This is a genomic window from Magnetovibrio sp. PR-2 (genome assembly GCF_036689815.1).
Classification (GTDB): domain Bacteria; phylum Pseudomonadota; class Alphaproteobacteria; order Rhodospirillales; family Magnetovibrionaceae; genus Magnetovibrio.
The window spans coordinates 368,616-393,395 of record NZ_JBAHUR010000002.1; the positions used below are offsets into that span (position 1 = coordinate 368,616).

General features: G+C 49.3%; 27 protein-coding genes and 1 pseudogene. 3 read left to right on the forward strand and 25 right to left on the reverse strand.

Annotated features, from left to right (window positions below; genetic code table 11):
* Positions 1-151 precede the first annotated feature (151 nt).
* The 4 genes from V5T82_RS04280 to V5T82_RS04295 all read right to left on the reverse strand — a co-directional run bounded on the left by V5T82_RS04280 (position 152) and on the right by V5T82_RS04295 (position 3,811).
* Positions 152-415, reverse strand: coding sequence for a thioredoxin family protein (locus V5T82_RS04280; protein WP_332894359.1), 264 nt, complete (start codon positions 413-415; stop codon positions 152-154).
* Between the two features lie 40 nt (positions 416-455).
* A complete protein-coding gene (locus tag V5T82_RS04285; protein ID WP_332894360.1) occupies positions 456-1,202 on the reverse strand; it encodes a MerC family mercury resistance protein in 747 nt (248 codons plus the stop codon).
* Entirely contained in the window at positions 1,195-1,599 is a 405-nt protein-coding gene (locus V5T82_RS04290; protein WP_332894361.1) for a MerR family transcriptional regulator, read from the reverse strand. Before V5T82_RS04290 ends, V5T82_RS04285 begins: the two co-directional genes overlap by 8 nt.
* Before the next feature lie 343 nt (positions 1,600-1,942).
* The gene (locus V5T82_RS04295; protein WP_332894362.1) at positions 1,943-3,811 is read right to left on the reverse strand and encodes a sensor histidine kinase; all 1,869 of its coding nucleotides are present in this window, start codon (positions 3,809-3,811) and stop codon (positions 1,943-1,945) included.
* Between the two features lie 315 nt (positions 3,812-4,126).
* On the opposite strand from V5T82_RS04295, the gene V5T82_RS04300 reads away from it, so the two are divergent.
* Positions 4,127-4,711, forward strand: coding sequence for a TMEM165/GDT1 family protein (locus tag V5T82_RS04300; protein WP_332894363.1), 585 nt, complete (start codon positions 4,127-4,129; stop codon positions 4,709-4,711).
* A 213-nt stretch (positions 4,712-4,924) separates the two neighbouring features.
* Here V5T82_RS04300 and V5T82_RS04305 read toward each other — a convergent pair.
* The 21 genes and pseudogenes from V5T82_RS04305 to V5T82_RS04405 all read right to left on the reverse strand — a co-directional run.
* Positions 4,925-5,120: pseudogene (locus tag V5T82_RS04305) on the reverse strand (transposase); the annotation flags it as partial.
* Positions 5,121-5,194: 74 nt separating this feature from the next.
* A complete protein-coding gene (gene modC, locus V5T82_RS04310; RefSeq protein ID WP_332894364.1) occupies positions 5,195-6,295 on the reverse strand; it encodes a molybdenum ABC transporter ATP-binding protein in 1,101 nt (366 codons plus the stop codon).
* 1 nt (position 6,296) lies between these two features.
* Positions 6,297-6,962 (reverse strand): molybdate ABC transporter permease subunit, encoded by a 666-nt coding sequence (gene modB, locus V5T82_RS04315; RefSeq protein WP_332894365.1) that lies wholly within the window; start codon positions 6,960-6,962, stop codon positions 6,297-6,299.
* Positions 6,963-6,979: 17 nt separating this feature from the next.
* On the reverse strand, positions 6,980-7,753 hold the full coding sequence (modA, locus tag V5T82_RS04320) for a molybdate ABC transporter substrate-binding protein (RefSeq protein WP_332894366.1): 774 nt from the start codon (positions 7,751-7,753) through the stop codon (positions 6,980-6,982).
* Between the two features lie 13 nt (positions 7,754-7,766).
* Positions 7,767-8,273: a cyclic pyranopterin monophosphate synthase MoaC gene (moaC, locus tag V5T82_RS04325; RefSeq protein WP_332894474.1), complete on the reverse strand. Its 507-nt coding sequence runs from the start codon at positions 8,271-8,273 to the stop codon at positions 7,767-7,769.
* A gap of 16 nt (positions 8,274-8,289) precedes the next feature.
* Positions 8,290-8,742: a DsrE/DsrF/DrsH-like family protein gene (locus tag V5T82_RS04330; protein ID WP_332894367.1), complete on the reverse strand. Its 453-nt coding sequence runs from the start codon at positions 8,740-8,742 to the stop codon at positions 8,290-8,292.
* The gene (locus V5T82_RS04335) at positions 8,735-9,559 is read right to left on the reverse strand and encodes a HesA/MoeB/ThiF family protein (RefSeq protein ID WP_332894368.1); all 825 of its coding nucleotides are present in this window, start codon (positions 9,557-9,559) and stop codon (positions 8,735-8,737) included. The genes V5T82_RS04330 and V5T82_RS04335 overlap by 8 nt, the downstream gene beginning before the upstream one ends.
* Before the next feature lie 9 nt (positions 9,560-9,568).
* Positions 9,569-10,159, reverse strand: coding sequence for a nitroreductase family protein (locus V5T82_RS04340; protein ID WP_332894369.1), 591 nt, complete (start codon positions 10,157-10,159; stop codon positions 9,569-9,571).
* Between the two features lie 6 nt (positions 10,160-10,165).
* Positions 10,166-11,206 (reverse strand): GTP 3',8-cyclase MoaA, encoded by a 1,041-nt coding sequence (gene moaA, locus V5T82_RS04345; RefSeq protein WP_332894370.1) that lies wholly within the window; start codon positions 11,204-11,206, stop codon positions 10,166-10,168.
* Positions 11,178-11,657 carry a molybdenum cofactor biosynthesis protein MoaE gene (locus tag V5T82_RS04350; protein ID WP_332894371.1) on the reverse strand — a complete coding sequence of 160 codons (480 nt, stop codon included), beginning with the start codon at positions 11,655-11,657 and terminating at the stop codon, positions 11,178-11,180. Before V5T82_RS04350 ends, moaA begins: the two co-directional genes overlap by 29 nt.
* A gap of 302 nt (positions 11,658-11,959) precedes the next feature.
* Positions 11,960-13,228: a molybdopterin molybdotransferase MoeA gene (locus V5T82_RS04355; RefSeq protein WP_332894372.1), complete on the reverse strand. Its 1,269-nt coding sequence runs from the start codon at positions 13,226-13,228 to the stop codon at positions 11,960-11,962.
* A complete protein-coding gene (tatA, locus tag V5T82_RS04360) occupies positions 13,221-13,415 on the reverse strand; it encodes a twin-arginine translocase TatA/TatE family subunit (protein ID WP_442917229.1) in 195 nt (64 codons plus the stop codon). The genes V5T82_RS04355 and tatA overlap by 8 nt, the downstream gene beginning before the upstream one ends.
* A 15-nt stretch (positions 13,416-13,430) precedes the next feature.
* The gene (locus V5T82_RS04365; protein WP_332894373.1) at positions 13,431-13,655 is read right to left on the reverse strand and encodes a hypothetical protein; all 225 of its coding nucleotides are present in this window, start codon (positions 13,653-13,655) and stop codon (positions 13,431-13,433) included.
* Between the two features lie 2 nt (positions 13,656-13,657).
* Positions 13,658-13,915, reverse strand: coding sequence for a molybdopterin converting factor subunit 1 (gene moaD, locus V5T82_RS04370; RefSeq protein ID WP_332894374.1), 258 nt, complete (start codon positions 13,913-13,915; stop codon positions 13,658-13,660).
* Between the two features lie 1,418 nt (positions 13,916-15,333).
* A complete protein-coding gene (mobA, locus tag V5T82_RS04375) occupies positions 15,334-15,960 on the reverse strand; it encodes a molybdenum cofactor guanylyltransferase MobA (RefSeq protein WP_332894375.1) in 627 nt (208 codons plus the stop codon).
* 82 nt (positions 15,961-16,042) lie between these two features.
* Complete coding sequence (locus V5T82_RS04380) at positions 16,043-17,398, reverse strand: sigma-54-dependent transcriptional regulator (RefSeq protein WP_332894376.1); 1,356 nt, start codon at positions 17,396-17,398, stop codon at positions 16,043-16,045.
* Positions 17,388-18,839, reverse strand: a complete 1,452-nt coding sequence (locus V5T82_RS04385) for a sensor histidine kinase (protein WP_332894377.1) — start codon at positions 18,837-18,839, stop codon at positions 17,388-17,390. Before V5T82_RS04385 ends, V5T82_RS04380 begins: the two co-directional genes overlap by 11 nt.
* Positions 18,836-19,729, reverse strand: coding sequence for a substrate-binding domain-containing protein (locus V5T82_RS04390; RefSeq protein WP_332894378.1), 894 nt, complete (start codon positions 19,727-19,729; stop codon positions 18,836-18,838). The genes V5T82_RS04385 and V5T82_RS04390 overlap by 4 nt, the downstream gene beginning before the upstream one ends.
* Positions 19,730-19,903: 174 nt before the next feature.
* Entirely contained in the window at positions 19,904-20,857 is a 954-nt protein-coding gene (locus V5T82_RS04395) for a sulfurtransferase (RefSeq protein WP_332894379.1), read from the reverse strand.
* A 29-nt stretch (positions 20,858-20,886) separates the two neighbouring features.
* On the reverse strand, positions 20,887-21,948 hold the full coding sequence (arsB, locus tag V5T82_RS04400) for an ACR3 family arsenite efflux transporter (protein WP_442917232.1): 1,062 nt from the start codon (positions 21,946-21,948) through the stop codon (positions 20,887-20,889).
* 23 nt (positions 21,949-21,971) lie between these two features.
* A complete protein-coding gene (locus V5T82_RS04405) occupies positions 21,972-22,316 on the reverse strand; it encodes an ArsR/SmtB family transcription factor (RefSeq protein WP_332894380.1) in 345 nt (114 codons plus the stop codon).
* Positions 22,317-22,463: 147 nt separating this feature from the next.
* On the opposite strand from V5T82_RS04405, the gene V5T82_RS04410 reads away from it, so the two are divergent.
* Together V5T82_RS04410 and arsJ are read left to right on the forward strand one after the other, a co-directional pair.
* Complete coding sequence (locus V5T82_RS04410) at positions 22,464-23,465, forward strand: ArsJ-associated glyceraldehyde-3-phosphate dehydrogenase (protein ID WP_332894381.1); 1,002 nt, start codon at positions 22,464-22,466, stop codon at positions 23,463-23,465.
* Positions 23,466-23,474: 9 nt separating this feature from the next.
* Positions 23,475-24,686, forward strand: a complete 1,212-nt coding sequence (gene arsJ / locus V5T82_RS04415; protein WP_332894382.1) for an organoarsenical effux MFS transporter ArsJ — start codon at positions 23,475-23,477, stop codon at positions 24,684-24,686.
* Positions 24,687-24,780: the final 94 nt, after the last annotated feature.

Genomic DNA, 24,780 nt, shown 5'->3' on the forward strand with positions numbered 1-24,780 from the left:
TTTCAGCAGATCTCGTCTGCTTTATCCCTAGAACCGGAACACCTGACGGCGGGTAGAAACCTTCCGAAGGTGACCCGAACCGGACATAGGCGAAGGACCGGCTTGCTTATAGCTCATACCGGTCCCCCTGAGGCGACGAAACTCTTACGATTCAGCTTGCCCCAACACCTGCCGCACGCAAGGCGGATTCATCCGGACCACGCCCAGCGCAGCAGGATGCCAGAACGCCATTCACAGCCACTGCCGGCAGTGATCGCACGCCCGGGTCCTTGGCGCGCGCCATGACACCAGCATCCTTCATATCGAGTATAGATACCTCGCAGGACGAGCAGACCATCTTATTCACCATCTCGATGGTCTCCTCACACAGCCCGCATCCGGCACTGAAAATTTCTATCTTTTGTTTGTCACCCATGGTTAGGGATTCCTTTCTCTTTGGTTGAAAAAACGACGTGTTAGGTGTTCGCGCCAATACAGGCGGAACAGGACGCTTCCGCGTCTTTCGACGATCCTCTTCGCCTTGGCCAGGTGTTCCATACGGAAGCGACAACGAGAACACCAAGGCTGGCCCACATAACTGGATCACTATCGAATCCGAACTTGCCGACAAGAACAGCTGCAGCGGCGATGGCTCCGAGCCAGAACGGGCCGTAACCTCGCCGTACCGAGGCGCGATACCCCAGAGCCAACACCGAAACAGCGAGAAAGAACCCAGTCAGGGGCATTAGGTACGGGGTGTAATCGATGAAACTGACGCCCATACTGCTCAGCAGGCCGGCATAGGCAGGCCAGCACGCGGGACAGGTCAGCTTGGGGAGGAGGGCTGCACCGACCGACGGAAGAACGGCCATGTTCAACCGAAGGGAGCCCGTGTACTGAGGTGGTTTCATCTCTACTGTCAATGCCGTCACGACCTGGTCCAATGGCGGTACACCACGCTCTTCGCCATCCAAGGCGTAGATCCGGCAGCACGAACTCGCCTCCTCGACGGATAGCCCCGTCACGTCCTTGCCGTCCACCAGGATCGTGGGTGATCCGTACGGACGCACATGGTCAGGTGCATTCGGGTCGCTGACTTCCCACTCGGACCAAGCAGGGGTGATGCCGACGACGCTGAACGCCTCGATCAACCGCTTGCGGGCGGCATCGATATAGGGGCAGGTTTTTTCGTACACGAACTCCACGGTTGGCATGTCAGTCATTCTCTTCCATTTCCAAGGCGTCAAGGATTGGACACTCGCTGATGGGGCCCGCGCCCCGGCATTCCTCGACCCACGCTGATAGGACGGTTTTCATGCTTGTCAGCGAGGCAATCTTCTGTTCGATGTCATGGATTTTGCCCTCGGCCCGGTCGCGGACATTGCAGCAGGTAGCATCAGGATCTGTCATTAGCGACAGCAGTTCCTTGATGTCCTTGAGCGTAAAGCCAACGTCCTGTGCGCGCTTGATGAAGTGGATGCGCCGAACGGCGTCCGGGTCATACCGCCGATAGCCATTGATATCGCGGTCGGGCTCGGCGATCAGACCTTCCCGCTCGTAGTACCGCATGGCCTCGACGGTCACACCGCCTTGCCGTGCTACGTCTCCAATGTTCATCATCGTACCAAACCCCTTCAATTGAAGTTACTCTACACCCTGAAGTGAACTTTAGGGTCAAGAAGGAATTTAGGCGTGAAAGGCAAATTTTTCTACTCCCAGAACAAAGGGAGTCAAACAGGGAGCCGTGATCCGCCCCCTCTTCGTCTTGTCTGGTTTTCTCATTGACCGCTATTGGCTAGGCTCTGCGGTTTCCTCCAGCCATTGAAACCTACCGGTTCCGGGGGAGAAGCGGAAAACGAATGTCAGCTTTTCCAAATCGTCCGAATTTATGTCCGCTGTGCTGCGGTTAAGCAGATGTTGCCAGCATCATCGCCGAACTACCGTTGGTGACCCGAAGGGGACATTAAGATGATGGTTCAATTGTTCGTTCTGGCGGAAAATGAATAGACACTGTGGTGCCTGTGTTGGGCTCACTTTCAATATGAAGTGTTCCACCAAACAATTTCATCAGATTAGCGCAAAGGTGTAGACCAAGGCCCGTACCTTCATGTCGGCGAGAATGCGTTCCATCTGCCTGTTCAAAAGGTTTGAGTGCTTTTGAAACCCCTTCAGGAGACATCCCAATGCCTGTATCCTTTACAGAAATCGAAATGCCATTTTGGTCATTGAGATAGCCTCTGACGACAACCATGCCCCCGTCCTGTGTAAACTTGATAGAATTTGACATCAGGTTGTTGAGAACTTGAATGATTGCTCTTTCATCGCCGTTGATGTGAGGCAGGTCATCAGGCGTATCACTTGTCAAAGTTAGATTGGATATACTGGCCAGTGTGGTCAATTGGCGGATACACACGTCAACGATTGAGGTAATGCTGACGGGCTCATTTATGAGTTCATACTTACCTGCCTCAATTTTTGATAAATCGAGGATGTCGTTGATGAGGCTCACCAGTAAAGAGCCACTGTTGTGGATATCTTCCACATACTCTTCATAATGTTCATTTCCAAGAGGCCCGAATGCCTTTTGACGCATCATATCGCTAAAGCCCATGATGGCATTTAGAGGTGTACGTAAGTCATGGCTCATAGACGCTAAAAATTCCGATTTTGCGTTGTTCGCAGCCTCTATTTTTTTAATAGAGTGAAATAACTCTGATGTCATCTCATCGAAAGCGTTTGCCAAAACTGCGGTTTCTTCGTCGGAAATAGTATCGTGACTAATCTCAAATGCCTCTTTACCCGCCTTAACCTTTTTTGCAGCGTCCGTAAGGTGTTCTATGGGACGACTGATGGAACGAGAAAGGAAAAATGCTCCAATGATGCCAATTGTTAAAAAGGCTAAAATAGATAACAACATGTCCGCGCGAAGTGCCTGATAACTTTTACTGACTTCGGACTGATCAATTTTAATCAACAACCCCCAATCAGCTTCATGTATGACTGTCGTGATTGCAAAAACAGGAACTTCTCGATAGTCCACGATATCTCTATGAAGGCCTAAATTTCCATTTAAGGCGCGGATGATAGGCATGTCATTGCGATGGGCTGGTATAGTTCGCTTCATCGTGGCGTCGAGATCGAATCTCAAAGGTGTCAAAAAGCGAGCATCCCCATTCGGAAGTCTTTCCGCCAATATCGTTTCACCACTCTCACCTAAACCCGTATAATCGCCTGTTATTCTGAATAACTCGCTGGCTGTCGCATCCACCATCACCAGTCCCAAGGTTTCACCATCAAGGACCAATGGATGGTGCAGATGCAAATTCAGCATCTGGGCCGGGTTGGAGTGTTTATTCTGCTCTGAATTATCAAGGGTAATGCCGATATCTGAATGCAAGTCATCTTTCATCTCACGTCTGCCAATCTTGTCGAGGTCTGTAGAGACGATGACGTAGTTGTCCATTGTGGTGATGGAAATAGACTTAAAATCTGGAATTGAGTTTTTTGCATCAATCAAGATGCGGCGCATTTTCTGAATGTGTTCGTCTTGTGGATTTGTAAGGTGTTTCTTTAGGCTCAGGCGAAGCTGCGTGCGACTGGCAACAAGTTCCATGCGCTCGCGAGAGTGTTTCAGGAAGGTTTCAATACGTTGTTTTTGTAGATTGGCTACTGAAAGCAGGTGGTCTGAAACTTCGGCTTCAATACTTTTCTTAAAATTGTGTAGGGCAACACCGCCAATGACGAGTGAGGTAGAAATCACCATCAACAAGAATGTAAGAATTAACTTATATCTGATTGGGTATCTTGATTTCGGTCGTAACAACGACTTCATTATACTCACTCGAATAACAATATGACGGTTTCAACATTAATATGCCTTACATACTATGAGGTATCTGCATAACTTAAAATGATTATGTGAATTTCCACATTTGGCTAATTTTCTCCGGTTTTTCAGGTTCCTCAACACGTCTACACCGAAGGGGGAAGCGGAAAGCGAATGTCTGATTTTCCAAAACTACTGATTTTATGTCTAAAACTCACCCAACACCGGAGCTTTTGACCATAAGGAGACTTTGCCACTTTCCAGATCAATGTTTCTCCTCCAATACTTACTCAATACGAACATTTGGAAAGGTGAAACGCAGTGGACGTTGTATGGTGGCAATCTGCGGGGACTAGCCTGTCATTAATTGCTTTGGCAGAGGTCGGAGATAAAAGCCAGTTGGTCTGCATGGTGTTGGCGGCAAGGCATGGCAGAGCGCACCCAGTATTATTTGGTGCGGCTGCTGCCTTTAGTTTGCTCAATGCGGTGGCGGTGCTATTCGGGGCGGCGTTAGGAGCTTGGCTTCCAGACGCCTGGGTGCTTGCAGCCATGGCAGTGCTTTTCGCTGTATTCGGCATACAGGCTTTGTTGCACGTTGAGGCTGAGGATGATCAGGTAGAAGACGAGATAAAAGGTCACAGCCTATGGGCTGTCACTTTTTTAATGATTGTTCTGGCCGAAATGGGTGACAAAACACAAATTGCGGTAGCTGGTCTTGCAGGTGTTTATCCTGCAATGGCGGTTTGGATAGGAGCGACGGTTGCTCTGTTCCTTACATCTGCACTAGGGGTGCTGGCAGGAAAAACGGTGCTTCGCCGGTTGCCAGTGGTTTGGCTGCACCGCTTTGCAGGCGTTGTCTTTCTGGTGTTAGCAGCATTGGCGGTTTGGCGGTTAATCCAAGGATGAAGGCAAGCCCATTTCTGGCTAATGCCAGTCATTTAATCACACCCGTGGAAATGGCCGATTTCAGGGGCTGAGCGGAAGTCGAATGTCTTCTTTTCCACAGGTTTTGGGGATAAGTCTGCTTACATCTCAGAAGCTGAACAAATAAATCACGCCACAATTAGGCTGCTTATAACCCGATGTATGGACCGGCTGCAGATCGCAAGAGATAACTTTGCAGGATATCGGAAGTCGCTGATAAGGGCCGTAGCGTTCCGGTAAATCACGCCAGGGAGCCGCCGGTCCGCAACACCCAGAAAATACCACTCAGCACACGCCGGTCATCAACGCGCGGAACACCGCGAGGTTTGTTCGGAAGGAGAGGTTCGATAAAGGACCATTCGAAGTCCGTTAGGTCGTAGCGTCCACCCATATTCAAGCTCCAACAGTTTGAAATCTTGAATCACATTCAGGCAGGTTTGTGAATCCTATTTATGAGTACATGACCTAGTTGGTGTCCGTGAGGGAGACGCTTTTAATTAATGCGTGCACCACATCACCGGGCTGAAGTTCCAGAACATCCCAGGACTTGCGTGTGATACGCGCCAACAAAGGCGCTCCTGTTTCTTTTTCCCCAAAACGCAAAAAGACAGTCATTTTGTAAGGTCCACTTTGCTCAACATCCTCAATTCGAACCAAAGGGCCATTTAGTATACTGGACCCCTGGGGAGCACGAACACGGCAAAGACCCACATCAGATGCTGCAATACGGACACGTTGCACAGCACCAATCGGACCGATTTCACCGGGAACGATCAATTCGCCCCCTTCGACGGTTAAAGTCGTCAAACCATATTGTTCATCAAAACTCTGAACATGCCCATCAACCACAGCCGCAGCGTCTGGCATACGCGCCAATGGCAAACCTGGATCCGACAAGACTTTCTCCAACGTGTCGTTTGCCAACACCTTACCGTCTTCCAACAGAACCATGCGATCGGCCAGCCGTTCGATTTCTATAATGTCGTGGCTAACGTATAAAACCGGCATTTCCAAACGATCATGTAACCTCTCCAAATAGGGGAGAATTTCGTTCTTGCCGAACCGATCCAACGCGGACAGAGGTTCGTCCATCAGCATAATTTCTGGCTGAGAAAGTAAAGCACGACCAATAGCGACACGCTGGCGCTCGCCCCCGGACAGATTGGCAGGTGATCGCTCTAACAATCCTTCTAGGCCCAACAAATCAACCACCTCATCAAAGGATGGGCCAGCCGCACCCTGTGCAACACGTCGAGATGCATAGATCAGATTGCCGTGAACAGATAGATGTGCAAACAAGCTGGCTTCTTGGAACACGTAGCCGATAGCGCGTTTGTGGGGGGGCAAGAATGAGTCGGTGTCTTGCCATATTTGACGCTTAACACTCAAGCGCCCGTATGTCATCTGCTCAAGCCCCGCAATGCATCGGAGCACACTGGTTTTTCCACATCCCGACGGGCCATATAAGGCCGTTACGCCTTGAGCAGGAACGGAGAAGTCGACATCTAAAACGAAGTCACCTTTCTGCCCGCGAAAACATGCATCTATCGTGTTTGTGTCTACCATCTTATGTCAGACGATTTCTCAAGCGTTTTTCGGCCACCATCATGGCCAGAATGACTAAAAAGGAAAATGCCAGCATTCCTGCTGCCAAAATGTGCGCCTTGCCCCATTCCATTGCCTCGACGTAATCATAAATCGCAACCGACAGAACTTTGGTTTCACCAGGGATGTTTCCACCAATCATCAACACCACACCAAATTCACCAACAGTGTGCGCAAATCCCAACACCACCCCCGTCAACATCCCGGGGCGCGCCAGAGGAAGTGCAACACTGAAAAAGGCCTGCAGTGGAGATGCCCGCAATGTTGCCGCAGCCTCCAGTGGGCGGTCTCCAATTGCCTCGAACGCATTTCGCACTGGTTGAACCACGAATGGCAGGGAATAGATGACGGAACCGACAACCAGCCCTTTGAACGTGAATGGCAGAGGATGACCGAAAATTTTTGCTACGATCTGACCGATTGGGTTTGATGGTGATAATGCCAGCAGCAGATAAAAACCGAGCACTGTTGGCGGCAGAACCAGCGGCACAGCAACAATGGCACCTACGGCTTCTTTCCACCAAGCCTTAGAGCGGGCCAACCACCACGCGAGTGGCGTGCCAACAATCATGAGCACCAGCGTGGAAACCGTCGCCAGTTTTATTGTTAGCCATACAGCTTCCCACATACTCCCTCCTCACACGCTTAGTGTGGCAAGCCCAAGTCATAACCAAACTTGGCAACGATCTCTTTAACTTGCACGCTTCCCAAAAACTCCAGAAAAGCTGTTGCGGCTTTGTGATTTAACCCTGAGGACAATAAAACGGCATCCTGCTCGATTGGTGAGTAGAGTTCTTTTGGCACCTTCCAAATCGAGCCGTGAGCACTCTTCTGAACCAGTGAATGAGCGATAAATCCAAGTTGCGCATTTCCGGTTGCCACAAACTGATGTGCTTGGGATACGCTTTCACCTTGCACGAAACGGTTCCTGACGCGCTCATATAGACCGAGATTCTTGACGGCCTCCATCGCTGCACGCCCATAGGGAGCCGTATTGGGGTTGGCGATGGCCAATTTGACATATCGGTCTGAATGCAGAACTCTACCGGACGCATCCACCAAATGTGGGTCAGAACTGTACAAAACGATATGACCCACGGCATACGTCATGCGCGTTCCATCAATCGCCAGATTTTTATCAATAACCAACTGAGCCCGGTCTCGATCCGCGGACAGAAAAACTTGGAATGGAGCACCGTGGGCGATTTGAGCATACAGCTTGCCGGTAGAACCAAAGCTGAGAACCGCACGGTGTCCGGTTTCTTGTGCAAACGCCTCCGCTATTTCTTTCGCTGGAGCTGTAAAGTTAGCGGCAACAGCAACAGATACAACATCCGCCTGAACGCGCGATACCAATAGGCTGCATATGAAAAACGCCATCGCACTCAACAGCGTCTTTGGGCACATTATCGTCGGCATCGGTATGTCTTCCCTAACATGCGCACGCAGAGTTGGTTTCATCTGAAGCGAACTCGTAAACACCTGACTTCCCACCAGCCTTATAAGTCAAAAAGATTTCTGAAATCTCCATACTTTTATCAACAGCCTTGCACATGTCGTAAATCGTCAAAGCTGTGACAGAGACTGCCGTCAGAGCCTCCATCTCAACACCAGTTTGGCCCGATGTTTTGCATGTGGCCAATATCACAATGCAGTTATTACATGCATCAACCGTCAGCTCGACCGAAACAGAGGTTAAGGATACCGGATGGCACAAAGGAATAAGGTCTGGCGTTTTCTTCGCCCCCATGATCCCTGCAAGCTGTGCAACCGAAAGCACGTCCCCTTTTTTAAGTTTGCGCTCCTGAATGAGGCGCGTTGACTCTGGACTCATATGAACCGTACCGCAAGCCATCGCCACACGGTCAGTTGCAGGCTTTTCCCCAACATCGACCATTACGGCATTGCCGGTTTCATCAAAATGGGTCAGCCCACCCATGGGTTCTTCAATTTCCTTAGACAAAGTATGTTGCCCCCCGATCCGATGCGTCATTTAGGAATGTCACGACCCCTCCAAGTGAAAATGGAATATCATCTCGCAAATCTTCGTGTTTGATGCCGAAAGCCTTTAGCCCCATTTCACAAACCATGAACGTCACCCCCAGTTCAACGCAGGCACTTAGAAGTTCTTCGAAGGTTGCGGTCCCTGTTGCACGAAACGTATCGTCCATATCTCCACCAGTTTCAAACGTGCTGCTTGTGGGCAAGGATCGCCAGGATGGTCCCCCGTCACCATCTGCCTTCATGACAGCTCGGGCAGCGTCCATGGTGAAAAACAATGTAACGGGCTTTGAAACCGCAGCCGCTGCACTGGCCATGACCAAGGCATAGTGGACTTTGTCGAAATCACCAGAAAATACGATGATCGATAGTTTGTCCGGCGAGGTATGCTCTTGCGGTTTAGCCACGACACACAGCCCCATCCACATGAGCGTGCACGCTCAAATCCTTGATCAAAGGATTCACGCCACAGAGAGAACACCCGGGATTCCTACGCATCTTAATGATGCGCATTTCCGTCGAAAGAGCATCGTAGAGCAACATTCTACCCGATAAGCTTGTACCAATCCCAAGAATTTCCTTGAGCACTTCCGTTGCCTGAAGAGAACCAACCGTTCCACACAGTGCCCCCAGCACACCGGCTTCAGAACAGCTCGGAATCTGCCCCGCAGGTGGTGGATCTGGGAAAATGCAGCGATAGCATGGACCATCTTCATGACCACCTGGGTAATTCTTGAAGGTCGTGATCTGACCGTCAAATCTCAGGATTGCGCCTGACACCAATGTCTTCCCTGCTAGGTAGCAGGCATCATTCGTGAGATATCGCGTAGCGAAATTGTCAGATCCATCGACGACAATGTCGTAGGCTGAGACTAGTTTCTCAGCATTTGCGGACGAGATCCTCTCAGAATGTTCACTGAAAATAACATCAGGGTTTAGATCCTTGATAGCCTTCGCGGCACTGAACACTTTACGCGCACCAATTCGGTCCGTCGTATGGATGATTTGACGCTGCAGGTTTGAAATATCAACAACATCATCATCGACAGCCCCAATCGTGCCAACTCCAGCAGCAGCAAGGTACATCAAAACCGGCGACCCCAAACCTCCTGCGCCAACGACAAGCACTTTAGCATTCAGAAGTTTCTCCTGCCCTTCTCCACCAACTTGCGGCAACAAGATATGTCGTGCATAGCGTTGAATTTGCTCTTCTCGGAAATTCACGACCATCACCTACAAACTGTTCAACACATCTGTGTATCTGGATCGAACGACGGATTTAGGTTGTTTGTTGATTGAACCCAAACAGATGAAGCCAATCAATTCTTCACCTGCGTCCATCTCCAATATCTCGCGAACCTCTATATCCCGAACTCTGTTACCACTGAGAATGATGCCCCCATACTCCATCGCATGGGCGCCCAAAAGGATATTCTGCAAGGCTGCGCCAATGGCGATATATTGCTCTTCAACTGGAACGTATGGATCGTTTGAAACAACTTGGCTGATGAGTGCCATCATCACCGGCGTGGAGGCAGCCTTGTCCCGTTCGCGTTCTTTTTCTTCATCGCTGATGTTTCCATTGCGGCGAACCTTACCCGCAATAAAGGCCTCGGCCAGATCTGCTCGCCTGGTTCTGGGAATCATCAAGAGGCGCCAAGGCTTGAGCTGATTGTGATCGGGCGCTGTCAGCGCACAATCCACCAACGCCTGCACTTCCTCTATCGTTGGGCCTGGTTCCCCCAATCGTTTCGGCATGACTGACCGACGAGAGAGCATTGTTCGCAGGAACGTTTCCAGATGGCTATTCTCTAAAGTGCTCAAAAATAATCACCCTCCCGTAACGCTCATGCAGCGGTCCATTTTTCCCTGCTCTTCGCGGCTGGAAAAATCATAACTAAAGTCATGTCCTATAGGCTTAGCGTTAATCCCTTCACGGATTGCTTCTTCGATGCACCTTCCTTCACGAACGGCTGCGCGCAAATCAACAGACTCCCCCTGCCCCAAGCACATGTAAAGCTGCCCTATACACGTCAAACGCACACGGTTACACCCTTCACAAAAGCTTTTGCTTAATGGGGAAATGAAGCCAACTTTACGGCCGGTTTCCGCAACACGTACATACTTCGATGGTCCACCTGTTGAGTGGTTGATGTCATCAAGCGTCCAATTCTGGGAGAGTTGCTCTCGAACCTCACTCAACGGCAAGTAGGACATCATGCGACATTTTCCGATGTCTCCCATAGGCATGCTTTCGATAAATGTAAGGTCAAAACCTTGCTCACCGCACCAATCGACCATGGAATCAAAATGCGTGTCATTGAAACCTTTTAAGGCGACACAATTTAATTTAACCTGAAGTCCGCTTTCCCGCGCAGCAGCCAGACCTCCAAGCACATCTTTGAGCTTCCCGCCACGGGTCATCATTTCGTAATCACTGGGATCCAAAGTATCCAAAGACACATTTATCCGGCGAACGCCATTTCGATGAAGTGCATCAGCATGCTTTGCCAATTGCGTGCCATTTGTCGTCAAGCAGATTTCATCCAAGCCACCGGATCCTAGATGGCATGACATACCCTGAATAAAGGACATGACATTCCTGCGCACAAGTGGCTCACCACCGGTCAGACGAATTTTGCGCACGCCAAGATGTACAAAAGCACCACAAATTTGTTCCAGTTCTTCAAGGTCAAGCACTTCACTTCGGGGAACAAATGACATGTCTTTGGGCATGCAATATTGACAGCGCAGATCACAGCGATCCGTTACTGACACCCGGAGATAGGTGATCGTTCGACCGATGGTATCGACCAGCGGCTCCGCGTTCTGTTTGGCAGCTTTACGCGCGCCATGTGTCAGAATGTTCACAATCTGATTCCTTTGCATCCACCCATGTCGCGTCATTCCCATTATCCTCAAGTTTCCAGAACGGAGCCGTCGTCTTGAGACAGTCAATTAAAAATTCGCAACTTTTTATAGCGTCTTTTCGGTGTTTTGAGGCTGTGGCCACCAGCACGATTGGCTCGTCCACCATCAACCGACCAAATCTATGAATAATGAGCACATGATTCAAAGACCAGCGCACTTGAGCTTCACTGAGCAACCTTTTCAGCTCACGCTCCGTCATGCCTGGATAATGTTCCAGCGTCATGCTTTGAATAGGACCCTCATCATTATGACCACGCACAACACCCACAAACGTCGAGATACCACCTGCCCCTGAACAAGATTTCACAAATTCGCTTAGTTCTAAGCCAGCGTCGAAAGGCTCCGCCTGAACACGCACAGAATTATCTAAATTACGAATACGCTTATCCATTAAGGTTCCTCTCGCAAGCACATATGAGAGGTCTGGGTGTCAGTGAAGACAGGAAAGTCATCACTAACACCCAGGGAGAACCGATTAAGCAACCATGCAGGAATGTGCTGATGAGCAAACCTTTGTCGATACATGGGCTTTGGATCAATGAACCCGTGTGGGCGGGGAAATTCATTGGTGACCAATTTGCCAGCGAACATGGGGGGAACGACGGCAAACATAAGCCCATAGATACTAATCGTGAGGTTTTGCTATCAGACACTGGGGCGATTGCTTTACGGCTCAAACTAATTCTCCCCCCTTTACCTCATCATGCCAAAAGGCATGAAAGGAATGTTTTCTCCAATTCTAATTTCTGTGTGCCCGCCCATATCGATCAGCCCATCTGTTTCGACCATGGAACTCAGAACGCCAGAACTGTCTGTGCGAAATTTATGCACCCTGACGCGACCATCGGATGTATGCTCAAGTCTGCCTCGCAAGAACTCACGCCGACCGCTACGGGATGTGTGCTCGAAGGCGCTTTCAACTGGAAAAGACGTTGGATTGACATCTGTCGCACCAGCCAAACGAAGCAACAATGGCCGAGCAATCAACATGAATGTGACCAATGCCGAAACAGGATTGCCCGGCAACCCGATCAGCGGCTTGCCCAAAACATGCGCAATGCCAACGGGCTTGCCCGGTTTGATGTTGATTCGCCAGAACGCCAATTCGCCCAGAGAGGCAATCACCGGCTTGATGTGATCTTCTTCACCGACAGACATGCCACCTGATGTGATAATCACGTCCGCATCATCCACAGCATCCTGTACAGCCTTCATCAGGTCGACCGGGTTGTCACGAACAATCCCTCTGTCGACGACATCGCACCCCAACCACTTCAGCAAAGACAGCAAGCCAAAACGATTGGAATCATAAATGCCACCAGGATTGAGTTCGATGCCCGGTTCATGCAGTTCATTACCCGACGATAAGACTGCAACACGAAGAGGGCGATAAACCGTTAAAACGTCGTGTCCAGATGCCGCCGCAAGAGCAAGATCCTGCGGTTTCAGCCGCACACCCTTTTCAAGCAGCTTTTGGCCCAAAACCACATCACCACCTGTAGGGCGACAGTTTGCACCACGCTTCAGGTCCATCGGCACCTTGACCGTTTCATCCGTCGCCATGCAGTGCTCCTGCATGGCGACGGTATCCGCCCCTAGTGGGAGAGGGGCACCGGTGAAGATGCGAACAGCTTCGCCAGTACCCAGGGGGGGCGGGGCGGTAATCGTTCCTGCTGTCAAACGTGCACTTACAAGCTGCAGAAGACCCTGATTAGACTTGGTCACACTGGATGCTGCGTAGGCATATCCGTCCATGGCTGAATTATCAAATGGTGGAATGTTCAATGGCGACACCAATGGCTTCGCCAAAATTTTACCAAGACAGTTGAGCAACGGCAGACCTTCCGTTGCCGCGACACACGCAAATAAACGATCGATCTGCTCCCACGCCTCCTCTAGCGAAAGTAGCTTTTGTCCATCCGCACAACAGTCGTAAGTGACCGACACCGTTCCTTCAGGCATGTTTCTTCTCGTCATCTATAGAATTTTGAGAAATCGCATCCTGACTCGGATCCTCACGAACCCCTTTCTTAAACGCGCGTATGCCTTTGCCAAGATCACCCAGCAAACCAGGTATCTTTCCCCTTCCAAACAACAACAAGACGATGGCTAGAATAATGATCCACTGCCAAACACCCATGACCCCCATGTCTAAAACTCCCTGTTACTTTTTATCTTTCGTATCGTTCACGTCACCAACCTCTTGCAATTCTTTCTCTGATTCTGAGAGGCCTTTGGTGAAGCTTAATGTTTCCTCCACAAGCCGATGACACCGCTCCCGGTCACGACACATTGGGCAAATCCTATCATTACGAAAACCAGCAAAATACAAATCACAAACCACACGACGAAAATGACGGAAGATAGATCCCTCATCTTCAATGTTCATGTTTACCCACCAGTCACGGGAGGGAAGAAAGCAACTTCATCGCCAGACTTCAGGCGACTGTCTTGCGAAGAATGTTCCTGATTTACGGCGCTTCGAATAACTGAGGTATCAGAAAAAGCGGCGGCATAACCATCGCCACGTTCAATCAACCAACTCATCAAATCGGAAATACTTTGCACCGTATTCGGTGCGGTAATTTGTTCGGAACCAAGCCCGATCTTTTCTTTGCACCAAGCAAAGTACACTAAGTTCAATTCCATCTTCCCTCTACCTCAGGCAAAAGTGGTGGTGTCATATGACACCACCTAAGTTTGATAAAAGGCGTTGCTGCAAGGGACGCTGCGGCGTCAAATTCGTAGCAACGGGCCTTTCTGAAGAAACCAGTGTCAGGCACAAACATATAGATAGCAATATGCATGCCAGCCTTCATCTCAGCTCTATCCTATTGTTTTATTTAAAACTTATTAAACGCTCGCATGGCACTGGAATGAGATTTTGAACAGAGGGGGCGAAATCTGTTCGGAACACCAAACAACATCATGAACACCTAATGCACAACAGACTGGTTGTTCGAGATGCGTTTCCCCAGCGCCAAGTCCAAATTCTTTTGCAACACCACTTCGCTTCTGAGCATAGTTTGGGGCGACCATGGGGTATTCAGGTGTGACAGATTGAAAAATTGGATCAGCAGGCTTCAACTGTTGGCTGCGCTCTTGCTTTTGGGAAACTGTATAAAATCTTGTATAAACCTCTTCGACAGGTTGGACTACTCGCCCTGACCTAATTCGTGGTTACCGACATACGATGAAACCATTTAAGACGTGAACCGGATTGCGTCAAACACCATTATTGAATCCGAACTGCTACTTCTTGGATTGTCTTCAGTGTTGAATTCAGCCCCCATCTTCATTCCCTATTTTATTTCCATAAATCATTTATTAAAAAAACAGGAGCCGGGCGACCGGTTAATGCATCGTGACCGATGCCCAGGCTCCTTCAAGTTTGCGCGAGAACGTGATTAGCAGTCTCGCTTGGGGTAAATGCTGAGTAGACTTTACAGCGCGCGTCTTTTGACGTTTGCAGAAAAACACTGAACCCTAATTCACCATTTCAGTCATCAGCTGTGACCACTTAATGATTGAAACTGGAGCTATAGCATTTCAGTGGTTACCCGATTACTCAGGTGACTCTAAACAGCGATGTGCGGGAGAAAGTCAGAAAGATAAATCACCGTCAAAGACACGAGTGGGAAACCTGTATCATTTCTCATGAGAAGAACACCGACTTCCCCAGCACGGAACAAACAAAGCAAATCATGTGCCAATAGCTGCGTCACACCTACATTTGGATCTGTGAGCAAATCCTTACATAATGGCTCGCAATCATTTTATCTCTTGGAAAACCGAACCGAGAGACAAACACTTTGAAATATATACCTAAAATGAAAACTGTCTTTGGTAATAGGATCGCGCGAACGTTTGTAAAGACGTTGTTGTCAACAATAACCAACTGACGCCACAGAGAACCAGATACTCCCCCATGTGCCGATCATTAAACATCGGCAAAAGAAAACGTCAGGAAATTCTTACGACCTAAGCGCTCTCTAATGTGCAGGGAAATGAAAAAAGAAAGAAAGAAAGAAAGAAAGAAAGAGAGAGACAGAAGATCAGCCCCCTGCTTAGCGCATGGAACGCACGAGCCTAACGAGATGTTCAGCGATCATTAGATCATCTGGACGATTGATATTGAAGAATGGATCTATGGGAAGTGCCTGCCATTCGACAGAAATCGAATGATGCCTCTTGATCCAACTGAATACTTTTCGGGCCTTACCAGACCGAACATCTTCGTTTAGATCATTCCTAATATTCATACTCCAAAGACTAATCAGGGGATGAGCCCTGCCCATAACGCCTACATAGGCAATATCGGCATCACCAGCACTCAGCGGGCCATTCAACACTTGGACTAAGTCAAGCGGTACAAAAGGACAATCAACCGTTACAACGATCATACGTTGGCAATCCGGATGAAGCTTGTGAATGTAATTCATACCCGCTGATATGCCGGCAAGGGGACCTGCTTGCTTAATCTCATCAGCGACAATAGGTAATCCTGTTTGGATGTACTCCGGTTCAGGTTCATTACTCATAATTAAGGTATGTGATACCTGAGGCTGAATCCGTTGGGTAACGTGATCAATTAGATTTTGACCGGCTAGATCAAATGCACCTTTGGCACCGCCCCCCATGCGACGGGCATTTCCTCCTGCCAGAATTAATCCACATATGTCTTTTGAGTTCACAGGCACGTTCCAAACGTCGTCGACAGAATGCATTGAGATGATCTGCTTCGTTTAATCTCTCACAGAGGGTACTGAACGGGTTTTATGTCTCTCGAATGTACTGATCCGTAGCGAGATCGTATTTCCGCATCTTTTCCCACAATGTCGTACGCGACACCCCCAGCAATTCGGCTGCCTGGGAGATATGCCCCTGCGTAAAAGCCAAGGCGTTTAGAATATGTCGGCGCTCGAACGCCTGACGCGCCTCAGATAGTGAAGCAACGCCAGAAACCTCATCAAGGGTCTTATCTTCCAAGAGAAAGTCAGCAAACAGATCTGAATGATTGAGCCAAGTTCCATCTGCAAGCACCACAGCCCGTTCAACTCTATTTCTCAATTCACGTATGTTTCCCGGCCATTCATGGGTCATGGCTTGCTCTTGCGCAATGGCAGATATCCCTCTAACGGGGCTGTCAAATGACTGGGCAAATTCCATCATAAACTTATTCATCAATGGAAGAATATCCTCGGGCCGCTCTCGAAGGGGTGGAATTTCAATCGGTATAACGTTGATGCGATAGAACAAGTCTTCGCGGAACTCGCCCGCCACCACACGTTCCTGGAGGTCAACGTTGGTTGCAGATATTACACGCGCTTTAAACGGCAGTGTCTCCTTCCCCCCAACACGCATATATGTCCTTTCCTGAAGGAGACGCAGCAGCTTGGCCTGCATATCAAATGGCAGTTCACCGATCTCATCTAGAAATAGTGTTCCGTCTTGCGCACGCTCGGCAAATCCCTCGTGACGTTCCTTGGCATCAGTGAAAGCGCCTTTTTCGTGGCCAAAAATTTGAGACTCAAGTAAGTTGAGGGGAATAGCTGCGCAGTTCACTTCGACAAAAGGTTTATCCACTCGAGGGGACACCTCATGAAGAAATCGTGCGGCAACTTCCTTACCAACACCACTTTCACCCGTCAACATAACGGTACTTTCCACGGCCGAGGCACGGCGCAATATTCTTTCGATGTAGCACATTGCCGGAGACACCCCTAAGACACCGTCGCCATGACCGCTGCATTTGTGTTGCAGGAGACCTTCCATACGTTCAAGAAAGTCGTCCATCTCAAAAGGCTTTGTAATGTAATCACCAGCGCCAGAACGCACTAAACGCACGGCTTGATCAATATTTGCAAAGCCCGTTATGAACATGATGGGAGTCGTGCCGATAGACGGCATCGCTGCATGGAAGACCTCCTCACCATTCATGTCAGGCAATCGAATGTCACATATGATCATGTCTGGCGATGATTCAGAAAGACCTTTAAGGCCATCCTCACCGGACTCATGCCACTGCACATCAAAACCTTCTAGCTCGAGGCGTTGCAGTAAGGACTCGCCCATAATTGGGTCGTCCTCAATTATGACAACTTTTCTTTTGGTCGCCGGATTAGTTTGCATGTTCGTTTAATCTCCCCATGACAGGCACACGCACTGTCACAACAGACCCTTTATCAGGCCTTCTTTCAACATTGATCTCGCCGCCCATTCGTTTGGTGAGCATTCCAACTGTCCAGGCCCCTAACCCCAAAGTGACTTCTGGTACCCCTGAAATGGACGGACGAGTAAGTTGTTCTTTAACAGCATCAGGAATGCCCGCCCCCTGATCCAGCACCAGGATTCTCACTTCCGTTTCATTGCATTTGGCATCAAATGACACTTCCCCACCATCTGGTGAAGCTTCACATGCATTCAACAACAGGTTCAGTGCTATTTGGCGAAGAGAGGTTCCATCCACAGAAACCTGTTGCGGTAAAGTGTTTGACCAAACAAGGTTCAAGTTTTTCTTATTTACGATATGTTGAATCAAGAATTGAAGGTCTTCCATATCGCGCAATCTAAGAATTTTTGGCTCGCTCCCTCCTTTGTACGTCACCAAAGTTGCCCGCGTCACATTTGCAATTCCATCCAGGCCACGGCTCAACAGATCAAGAGATCTATTTCTCGTCTTCTCCTCCGCGCCGTGTTTGCGGATCGTGTCGATGGCATTGCGCATTCCGCCAAGCGGATTGTTCACTTCATGTGCCATGGAGGAAGAAAGCTTTCCAATCAAAGCCAGTTTCTCCTCTTCAGCCAAACGTTCGGCCAATTTCGATCGTTCTTGAATAGCCGATCTCATCGCATCGAAACGTTTAAAAAGCAGTCCAAATTCTGTCTTGTTATTGATCATGTTTGGGGGAAGCGGTACGTCTTCCCCGTGACGTACACCTTCAACAAAACGACTGAGCAAGCTGATAGGCTGGACCATGCGTAGTATGGAAATGTAGCCAAGTAACACAAAGGTCATCGTCAAAAACAATGCGCCAGACAACAGCGTAAACAGTACTTGTCGCCGTTCCGCAAGGATGTGAGAAATATTCAGTGCGGCAAACAAATCTCCGACGGGTTGATCGGCTTCTTCAAGTGGTCTCCAAACCCAGGCAACGCCCAGGTCTTCATTAATGTGTAATTTATGGTTATCAGAAAACGGCTTTCTCAAACTCGTTGGCAACCCGCTGGCAACGGGGAAACGTGACGGATCGGAAGATGCCAAAACACTTCCGTTTGTTAAGGCAACGACTGAATATACGGATTTCACAGCAGCATACTGATACTGTGCTCGGTCAAGAACGTCATAAGTTTCCCATGTATCATGACGAATGACATGAGGAATTAAAGCCGTCGACACACCGTCCAAATACATCTCTGCCAATTGGTTCAGTGTCGTCTGTTGTGACGCAGTCATGCGGTCATAGATCAGGTATGCAACCACCATAGACATCAGGCTCATCAAGAGCGCCACAAACAAAGGAGCCTTGACGACCATTGGCCATGCTGCAGGTGATAAATCCTTCCGTTTCATAAATAATCCCTGACCGCATCCATCTTGTCTGCGATGGCATCGTAGTTTTGAGAATCACCTGGCACAAAACCATCCAGATGCAGTGTGTTCAGGACTTCTCGCCCCAATGCATCACTCGACATGAGGAACAAAGCCTCTGCCAACTCATCTGCCATATTGTCGTCCATACTATCCACACTGCAGGCGATTGGGGGAAACCCAAGCGGCTCTGACTTTCGAATTACGCGCGTACCTGCGACCAGTTCCGGTTCATACTTGGCCACGACATCCCACACGTACCCATCGACGCTGCCGCTCTGCGCAAGACCGGATGACACAGCCCGTATCACATTCCGATGGCTATACGTGAAGATAGATTGAGAGAAAAAATCACTTGGATTTTTCTTTTTTTGAGCCAACAAATGCAACGTCACCAGATAGCCAGAATTGCTGTTTGGGTCTGAAAAGGCGTGAACCTGATCAGCCAAGTCCTCAATATATGCAGCAGGATTGTTTTTATTGACGATCAAGTAGGACTGATACAGCGGCTCACCTTTATAGAGCGGCATAGCCAGCAACTTGAGACGTTCCCGATATTGCACATACGGGAACCCACATATCCAGGCAGCTTGTAGGCCGCCCGAGAGCAACAACGATGTGATCTCTTGATATGTTCTTCGCATCACCGGCGTGACTGGATGCTGCAACTTTCCCGTAAAATATTTTGTCATAGCGGCCATGATTTCCAGATTGGAGTCCAGAAAGACTGGCGTCAGACCAAATTTATACGGATGATGCGCAAGCACCGAGGGACCGCCCATCATAGCTGTAGCAGCAAATGCCGCCCCGCCCGTTAGGCATTGCCTACGGCTTAATCTGTTCAGCGGTCCTTGTTGACCATTTATCGACATATGCAACCTCCCCTAGTTTGCCCTTTGATTTGGTTGAGATCGTTTTGTGCCCCAACTTGATTTTGTGCTTTGCCACAAAACTCAAATGCATCAGATTCAAAGAAATGATTCCACGCAGTAGAGATGTGAAATGCACTGCAACAGATTATGTGTCGTTCACAGTCTGTGCCTACTTTATAATTTGAATACGTCGTCGAACGGTTCTGCGCCTTCGACGACGGGCAGGGACAACTCATTCCCCCAATGTCCCCAGCCGCCATTGTATAGACGTACGTCCTTATAGCCCAGTGCTTTGAGTTGCATGTACGCCAAGCTCATCCTAAACCCATCATGGCAATACACAATCACGGTTTTGTCTTTGGCAATAGATGCATACATCTCCGCCAATTCATCCAAGGTATACCATGTTTGATCTTCGCCGTGTGTACCCGCCAAACTGACGATGTTGATGGCTCCTGGGATGTGACCGCCGCGCACGGCATGCACCACTTCTTCGCCACTGTAATGGCTCTGCGGACGCGCATCCAAGAGGACAACACCAGAGTCCCGTTGAGAGACGACGCGGTCGTAAACATCCATCCATTCAACGGACAGTTTAGCGTTTGCATCCTTCAGCGTGACATTTCCGCGCGTCCGCTCTGCCTTGTCTTTCTCAAGATCGTTAAAGCCTTGCCACGCGACCGTGCCGCCATCCAAAAGCTTCACGCGGGACATATCGTACCCGTAGTATTCCAACAAAAAGTATAAGCGTGATGCAAGGGCTGTGCGTGAATCATCATACAGGACAAGGGTTGAATCGTTATTCACGCCCCAATCCCGCAGTGTATTTTCGAAGGCTGATTTATCCGGAAAAAACATGATGGATTGACCATCATTATCTCCGAGGTCTTTGAACCGCTGAACTTGAACTGAACCCGGAATATGACCAACAGTATAATATCTGTGCGGATAGTAGCGCACTTCCAACGCAATCAAGTTTTGATCATCAATGTGTTCTTCCAGCCATTCTGTATCAACCAGAAAATCAGCACCTTCTGCTTTAGCTGGACCACCCCACACCGTAACAACGAGCAATGCAAACAGAGCAATGCCCTTCATCAATAAATCAAGCTTTGGCAAACCACGCATTCTATATCCTCCCCAGGTATTTTTTTGGTTTATGTCTTCACTGGCACGCGTTCGTACCATCCACGGGTTCTGTTAACGATTGTGACAACGGACAACATCACTGGCACTTCCACCAACACCCCAACCACTGTCGCAAGGGCAGCGCCACTATCAAACCCAAATAGACTTATGGCCGCGGCAACTGCCAACTCAAAAAAATTACTGGCACCAATGAGCGCTGAAGGTGCCGCAACTGAATGATCTTCGCCAACCGTTCTATTCAGAATATATGCCAAGCCGGAATTGAAGTAGACCTGAATCAGAATCGGAACGGCTAGTATCGCAATGATCAAAGGCTGTTCGATGATTTGACCGCCCTGAAAGCCGAACAACAAAACCAAAGTGACAAGAAGTGCAATTATGGAAACTGGATCCATCTTCTGAATAACGTTTTGGAGACGTTTCTCCCCTCCGGACCGCAGCAATCTCAGCCGAAGGATTTGTGCAGCGGCAACCGGCACCACGATATAAATCAAGACAGACAGAAACAGTGTGTCCCACGGCACCGTTATAGCCGACAAGCCAAGAAGGAGGCCGACAATTGGTGCGAAGGCAAAAATCATTATGACGTCATTTAGCGCAACCTGGGACAGCGTGAAATGTGGTTCGCCATCGCTCAAGTTACTCCACACAAACACCATGGCCGTACAAGGTGCAGCGGCAAGTATAATTAAACCGGCGATGTAGGAATCAATCTGCTCCGCCGGCAGATATGGCGCAAAAAAATGGCGAATGAACAACCAGGCAAGAAGTGCCATTGAGAATGGCTTTACGGCCCAGTTTACGAACAAGGTTACACTGATTCCGCGCCAATGTTCCCGCACACGGTGCAATGCGCCAAAGTCGATCTTCAACAGCATCGGGATAATCATCAACCAAATGAGAACTGCAACGGGCAGATTAACCTGTGCTATCTCAAGGTTTCCAATCATTTGAAAAGGTGAAGGAAAGAATGAGCCCAACGCAACGCCAACAATTATGCACAAGCCAACCCAGACGGTTAGATAGCGTCCAAAAATCCCCAAGGATTCTTTGCTCTTGGCAGAAGACATATTCTTAGCTCCCATGCTTATCCCTAGGCTGACTGATCACAACATTTTGTTTCTGGCTCAACCTTGCGGATACATAACTCTGGTCGTCCACCGCAACAATCGTCGACTAGGAAGCCCAGCAGTTGGTTGAGATTGTCAAAGTTTGCCGAATAGATGACCTGGCGCCCCTGCTTACGGCTCGTGACCAGACCAGCATGACGCAGGTCTTTTAGGTGAAAGGAGAGTGTTGAAGGTCCAACTTTTACTTGCGCGGCTAACTCACCCGCTGACATACCGCCTTGTGCCACAAGCGCCCGAAAAACTTCAAGACGCATTTCACTGGCCAAACCAGAAAGGATTTGGGTAGCTTGAAATAGGGAAAGGCTCATCAGCAAAAGACCTCATTCGAACATGTTGCATAAAAAAAAGGAGCTAGACTTACGAAGATACTTCAATATTCATTGAAATGTCAAAATATCTGTTTAACCTCCTCCCACAGTCTGAAAATTTTGAAAGGCTCACAATAGGAGACAGATATGACTATTAAGATCGGCATCAATGGATTTGGCCGCATGGGACGCTTGGCCCTGCGTGCAGGTTGGGAACGTGAAAATCTGGAATGGTCTCGTATCAACGAACTGAACACTGATGCGGCTGGTTCTGCCCATCTAGTAACATTCGACAGTGTGCACGGCAAATGGGATAGGGAAGCAACTGCTAATGGCGAAACTGTAGTCATTGACAGAAGGTCCATTGAACATACGTCCATACAGGATATAGGTGACGGTGATTGGGGCGATTGCGACATCGTGCTGGAATGCACGGGAAAGTTTCGCAAACCCTCCCAACTGCAAAGCTATTTCGATCACGGGGTAAAAAAGGTCATAGTCGCTGCTCCTGTGAAGGACGAGGCGTTGAATGTCGTCTACGGTGTTAACGACGATCTGTACGATCCCGTCAAACATGATTTATTAACGGCTGCTAGCTGTACCACCAACTGCTTGGCCCCGGTGGTCAAAGTTGTGCATGAAAAAATCGGAATCGAACATGGTGCCATCACCACTATTCACGATGTCACTAACACACAAGTGGTTGTCGATTTCCCGCACAAGGACATGCGCCGCGCACGATCCAGCCTAGTGAACTTGGTACCGACCACCACCGGTTCGGCCACCGCCATCACCATGATTTATCCAGAACTGAAGGGTAAGTTGAACGGCCATGCAGTGCGTGTGCCGTTGTTAAATGCGTCGCTCACCGATTGCGTGTTCGAACTAAAACGTAAAGTCACTGTGGAAGAAGTTAACCAGTTGTTCCGCGACGCCGCCCAAGGTGAATTAAAGGGCATCTTGGGCCTAGAGGACCGTCCGTTGGTGTCGACCGACTACACCAATGATCCGCGCTCTTCGATAGTTGACGGCCCTTCAACTATGGTCGTGGACGGCAGGCAATTGAAGGTTTTGGCGTGGTATGACAATGAATGGGGTTACGTGAACCGCATGGTCGATCTGGCGGCGAAAGTCGCGGCGTCACTGTAAGGGCCCAGCATGATGAGCACCGACATTCGCAACTACGCCCTGGTGACAACGGCCTATTGGGGCTTCACGCTGACCGATGGCGCATTGCGCATGTTGGTGCTATTGCATTTCCACACAATGGGTTATAGCCCGATTGAAATCGCGCTTCTGTTTCTGTTTTATGAATTCTTCGGCATTGTCACCAACTTGGTTGGCGGCTGGATCGCATCACGCATGGGGTTGAAGATCACGCTGTTTGCGGGATTGACGCTGCAGGTGGTGGCGTTATCCGCGTTGGCGCAGTTCAATTCCGATTGGCCGGTGTGGTCTGGTGTGGTGTTCGTGATGGGAGCGCAGGCGTTATCAGGTATAGCCAAAGACCTGACCAAGATGAGTTCCAAAAGCGCAGTAAAACTGCTAGTGCCGGAGGGGGAACACGGTGCTCTGTTTAAATGGGTTGCCGTGCTGACTGGGTCAAAGAATGCGCTCAAGGGTATAGGCTTTTTCTTAGGCGGCGTTCTGTTGACGGCGTTTGGATTTGCCGGTGCACTCTATGCCATGGCAGGCGGATTGGCTTTGGTTCTTCTGGCTTCCGTACTGTTGTTACCCGGCCAGATCGGACAAGCCAAAAGCAAAGTGAAGTTCTCGCAGATATTATCCAAAAGCCGCAATATGAATTACCTGTCAGCCGCACGCTTATTCCTGTTTGGGTCTCGGGACATCTGGTTTGTGGTCGGTTTGCCATTGTTCCTCGCTGCCACACTGGATTGGGGGCATGCGGAAGTGGGCGGCTATATGGCTGCATGGGTAATCGTCTACGGTTTCGTCCAAGCGGGCGCGCCCAAGGTGTTGAAGAAATCCGCCCATGCCCCAGACGGTGCGCTCAGCCGACGTTGGATTTTAATTTTGTTGATCGTCACAGTAGCTATAGCAGGTGCGGTGATGGCGGATGTGGAACCGGGCTTAGCCGTGGTGTTCGGACTTGTGGTATTTGGCTTTGTGTTTGCCGTCAACTCGGCCGTCCATTCATATTTGGTGTTGGCGTATTCTCAATCCGATCATGTGGCGCTCGACGTCGGATTTTATTACATGGCAAATGCAGGTGGAAGATTAATTGGCACAGTGTTGTCTGGTCTCGCTTATCAATGGGGTGGGATGGAGATGTGCCTGGTCGTCTCTGCTATTTTCGTGGCAATATCGTGGCTGATAAGCCTGCCCCTAAATCGTGTGAACACAGGTTAATCCGCCTTGCCCCGAACAAATAAGGTTCGGCGCTGATTTCTGGAAAACCGTATCTCGTATGTTGGCTGCAAGTTGCAGTATCTAACGTCAGCGT

Coding starts and splice junctions, on each gene's coding strand:
- V5T82_RS04365 (WP_332894373.1), bottom strand. CDS start 13,655: ATGAACATTGAAGATGAGGGATCTATCTTCCGTCATTTTCGTCGTGTG.
- modB (WP_332894365.1), bottom strand. CDS start 6,962: ATGTGGGAAGCTGTATGGCTAACAATAAAACTGGCGACGGTTTCCACG.
- arsB (WP_442917232.1), bottom strand. CDS start 21,948: ATGTCTTCTGCCAAGAGCAAAGAATCCTTGGGGATTTTTGGACGCTAT.
- V5T82_RS04385 (WP_332894377.1), bottom strand. CDS start 18,839: ATGAAACGGAAGGATTTATCACCTGCAGCATGGCCAATGGTCGTCAAG.
- moaC (WP_332894474.1), bottom strand. CDS start 8,273: ATGGGTGGGCTGACCCATTTTGATGAAACCGGCAATGCCGTAATGGTC.
- arsJ (WP_332894382.1), top strand. CDS start 23,475: ATGATGAGCACCGACATTCGCAACTACGCCCTGGTGACAACGGCCTAT.
- moaD (WP_332894374.1), bottom strand. CDS start 13,915: ATGGAATTGAACTTAGTGTACTTTGCTTGGTGCAAAGAAAAGATCGGG.
- V5T82_RS04380 (WP_332894376.1), bottom strand. CDS start 17,398: ATGCAAACTAATCCGGCGACCAAAAGAAAAGTTGTCATAATTGAGGAC.
- tatA (WP_442917229.1), bottom strand. CDS start 13,415: ATGGGGGTCATGGGTGTTTGGCAGTGGATCATTATTCTAGCCATCGTC.
- V5T82_RS04285 (WP_332894360.1), bottom strand. CDS start 1,202: ATGACTGACATGCCAACCGTGGAGTTCGTGTACGAAAAAACCTGCCCC.
- V5T82_RS04395 (WP_332894379.1), bottom strand. CDS start 20,857: ATGCGTGGTTTGCCAAAGCTTGATTTATTGATGAAGGGCATTGCTCTG.
- modC (WP_332894364.1), bottom strand. CDS start 6,295: ATGGTAGACACAAACACGATAGATGCATGTTTTCGCGGGCAGAAAGGT.
- V5T82_RS04350 (WP_332894371.1), bottom strand. CDS start 11,657: ATGGATAAGCGTATTCGTAATTTAGATAATTCTGTGCGTGTTCAGGCG.
- V5T82_RS04355 (WP_332894372.1), bottom strand. CDS start 13,228: ATGCCTGAAGGAACGGTGTCGGTCACTTACGACTGTTGTGCGGATGGA.
- V5T82_RS04390 (WP_332894378.1), bottom strand. CDS start 19,729: ATGTCGATAAATGGTCAACAAGGACCGCTGAACAGATTAAGCCGTAGG.
- modA (WP_332894366.1), bottom strand. CDS start 7,753: ATGCCGACGATAATGTGCCCAAAGACGCTGTTGAGTGCGATGGCGTTT.
- V5T82_RS04290 (WP_332894361.1), bottom strand. CDS start 1,599: ATGATGAACATTGGAGACGTAGCACGGCAAGGCGGTGTGACCGTCGAG.
- V5T82_RS04405 (WP_332894380.1), bottom strand. CDS start 22,316: ATGAGCCTTTCCCTATTTCAAGCTACCCAAATCCTTTCTGGTTTGGCC.
- V5T82_RS04295 (WP_332894362.1), bottom strand. CDS start 3,811: ATGAAGTCGTTGTTACGACCGAAATCAAGATACCCAATCAGATATAAG.
- V5T82_RS04410 (WP_332894381.1), top strand. CDS start 22,464: ATGACTATTAAGATCGGCATCAATGGATTTGGCCGCATGGGACGCTTG.
- V5T82_RS04280 (WP_332894359.1), bottom strand. CDS start 415: ATGGGTGACAAACAAAAGATAGAAATTTTCAGTGCCGGATGCGGGCTG.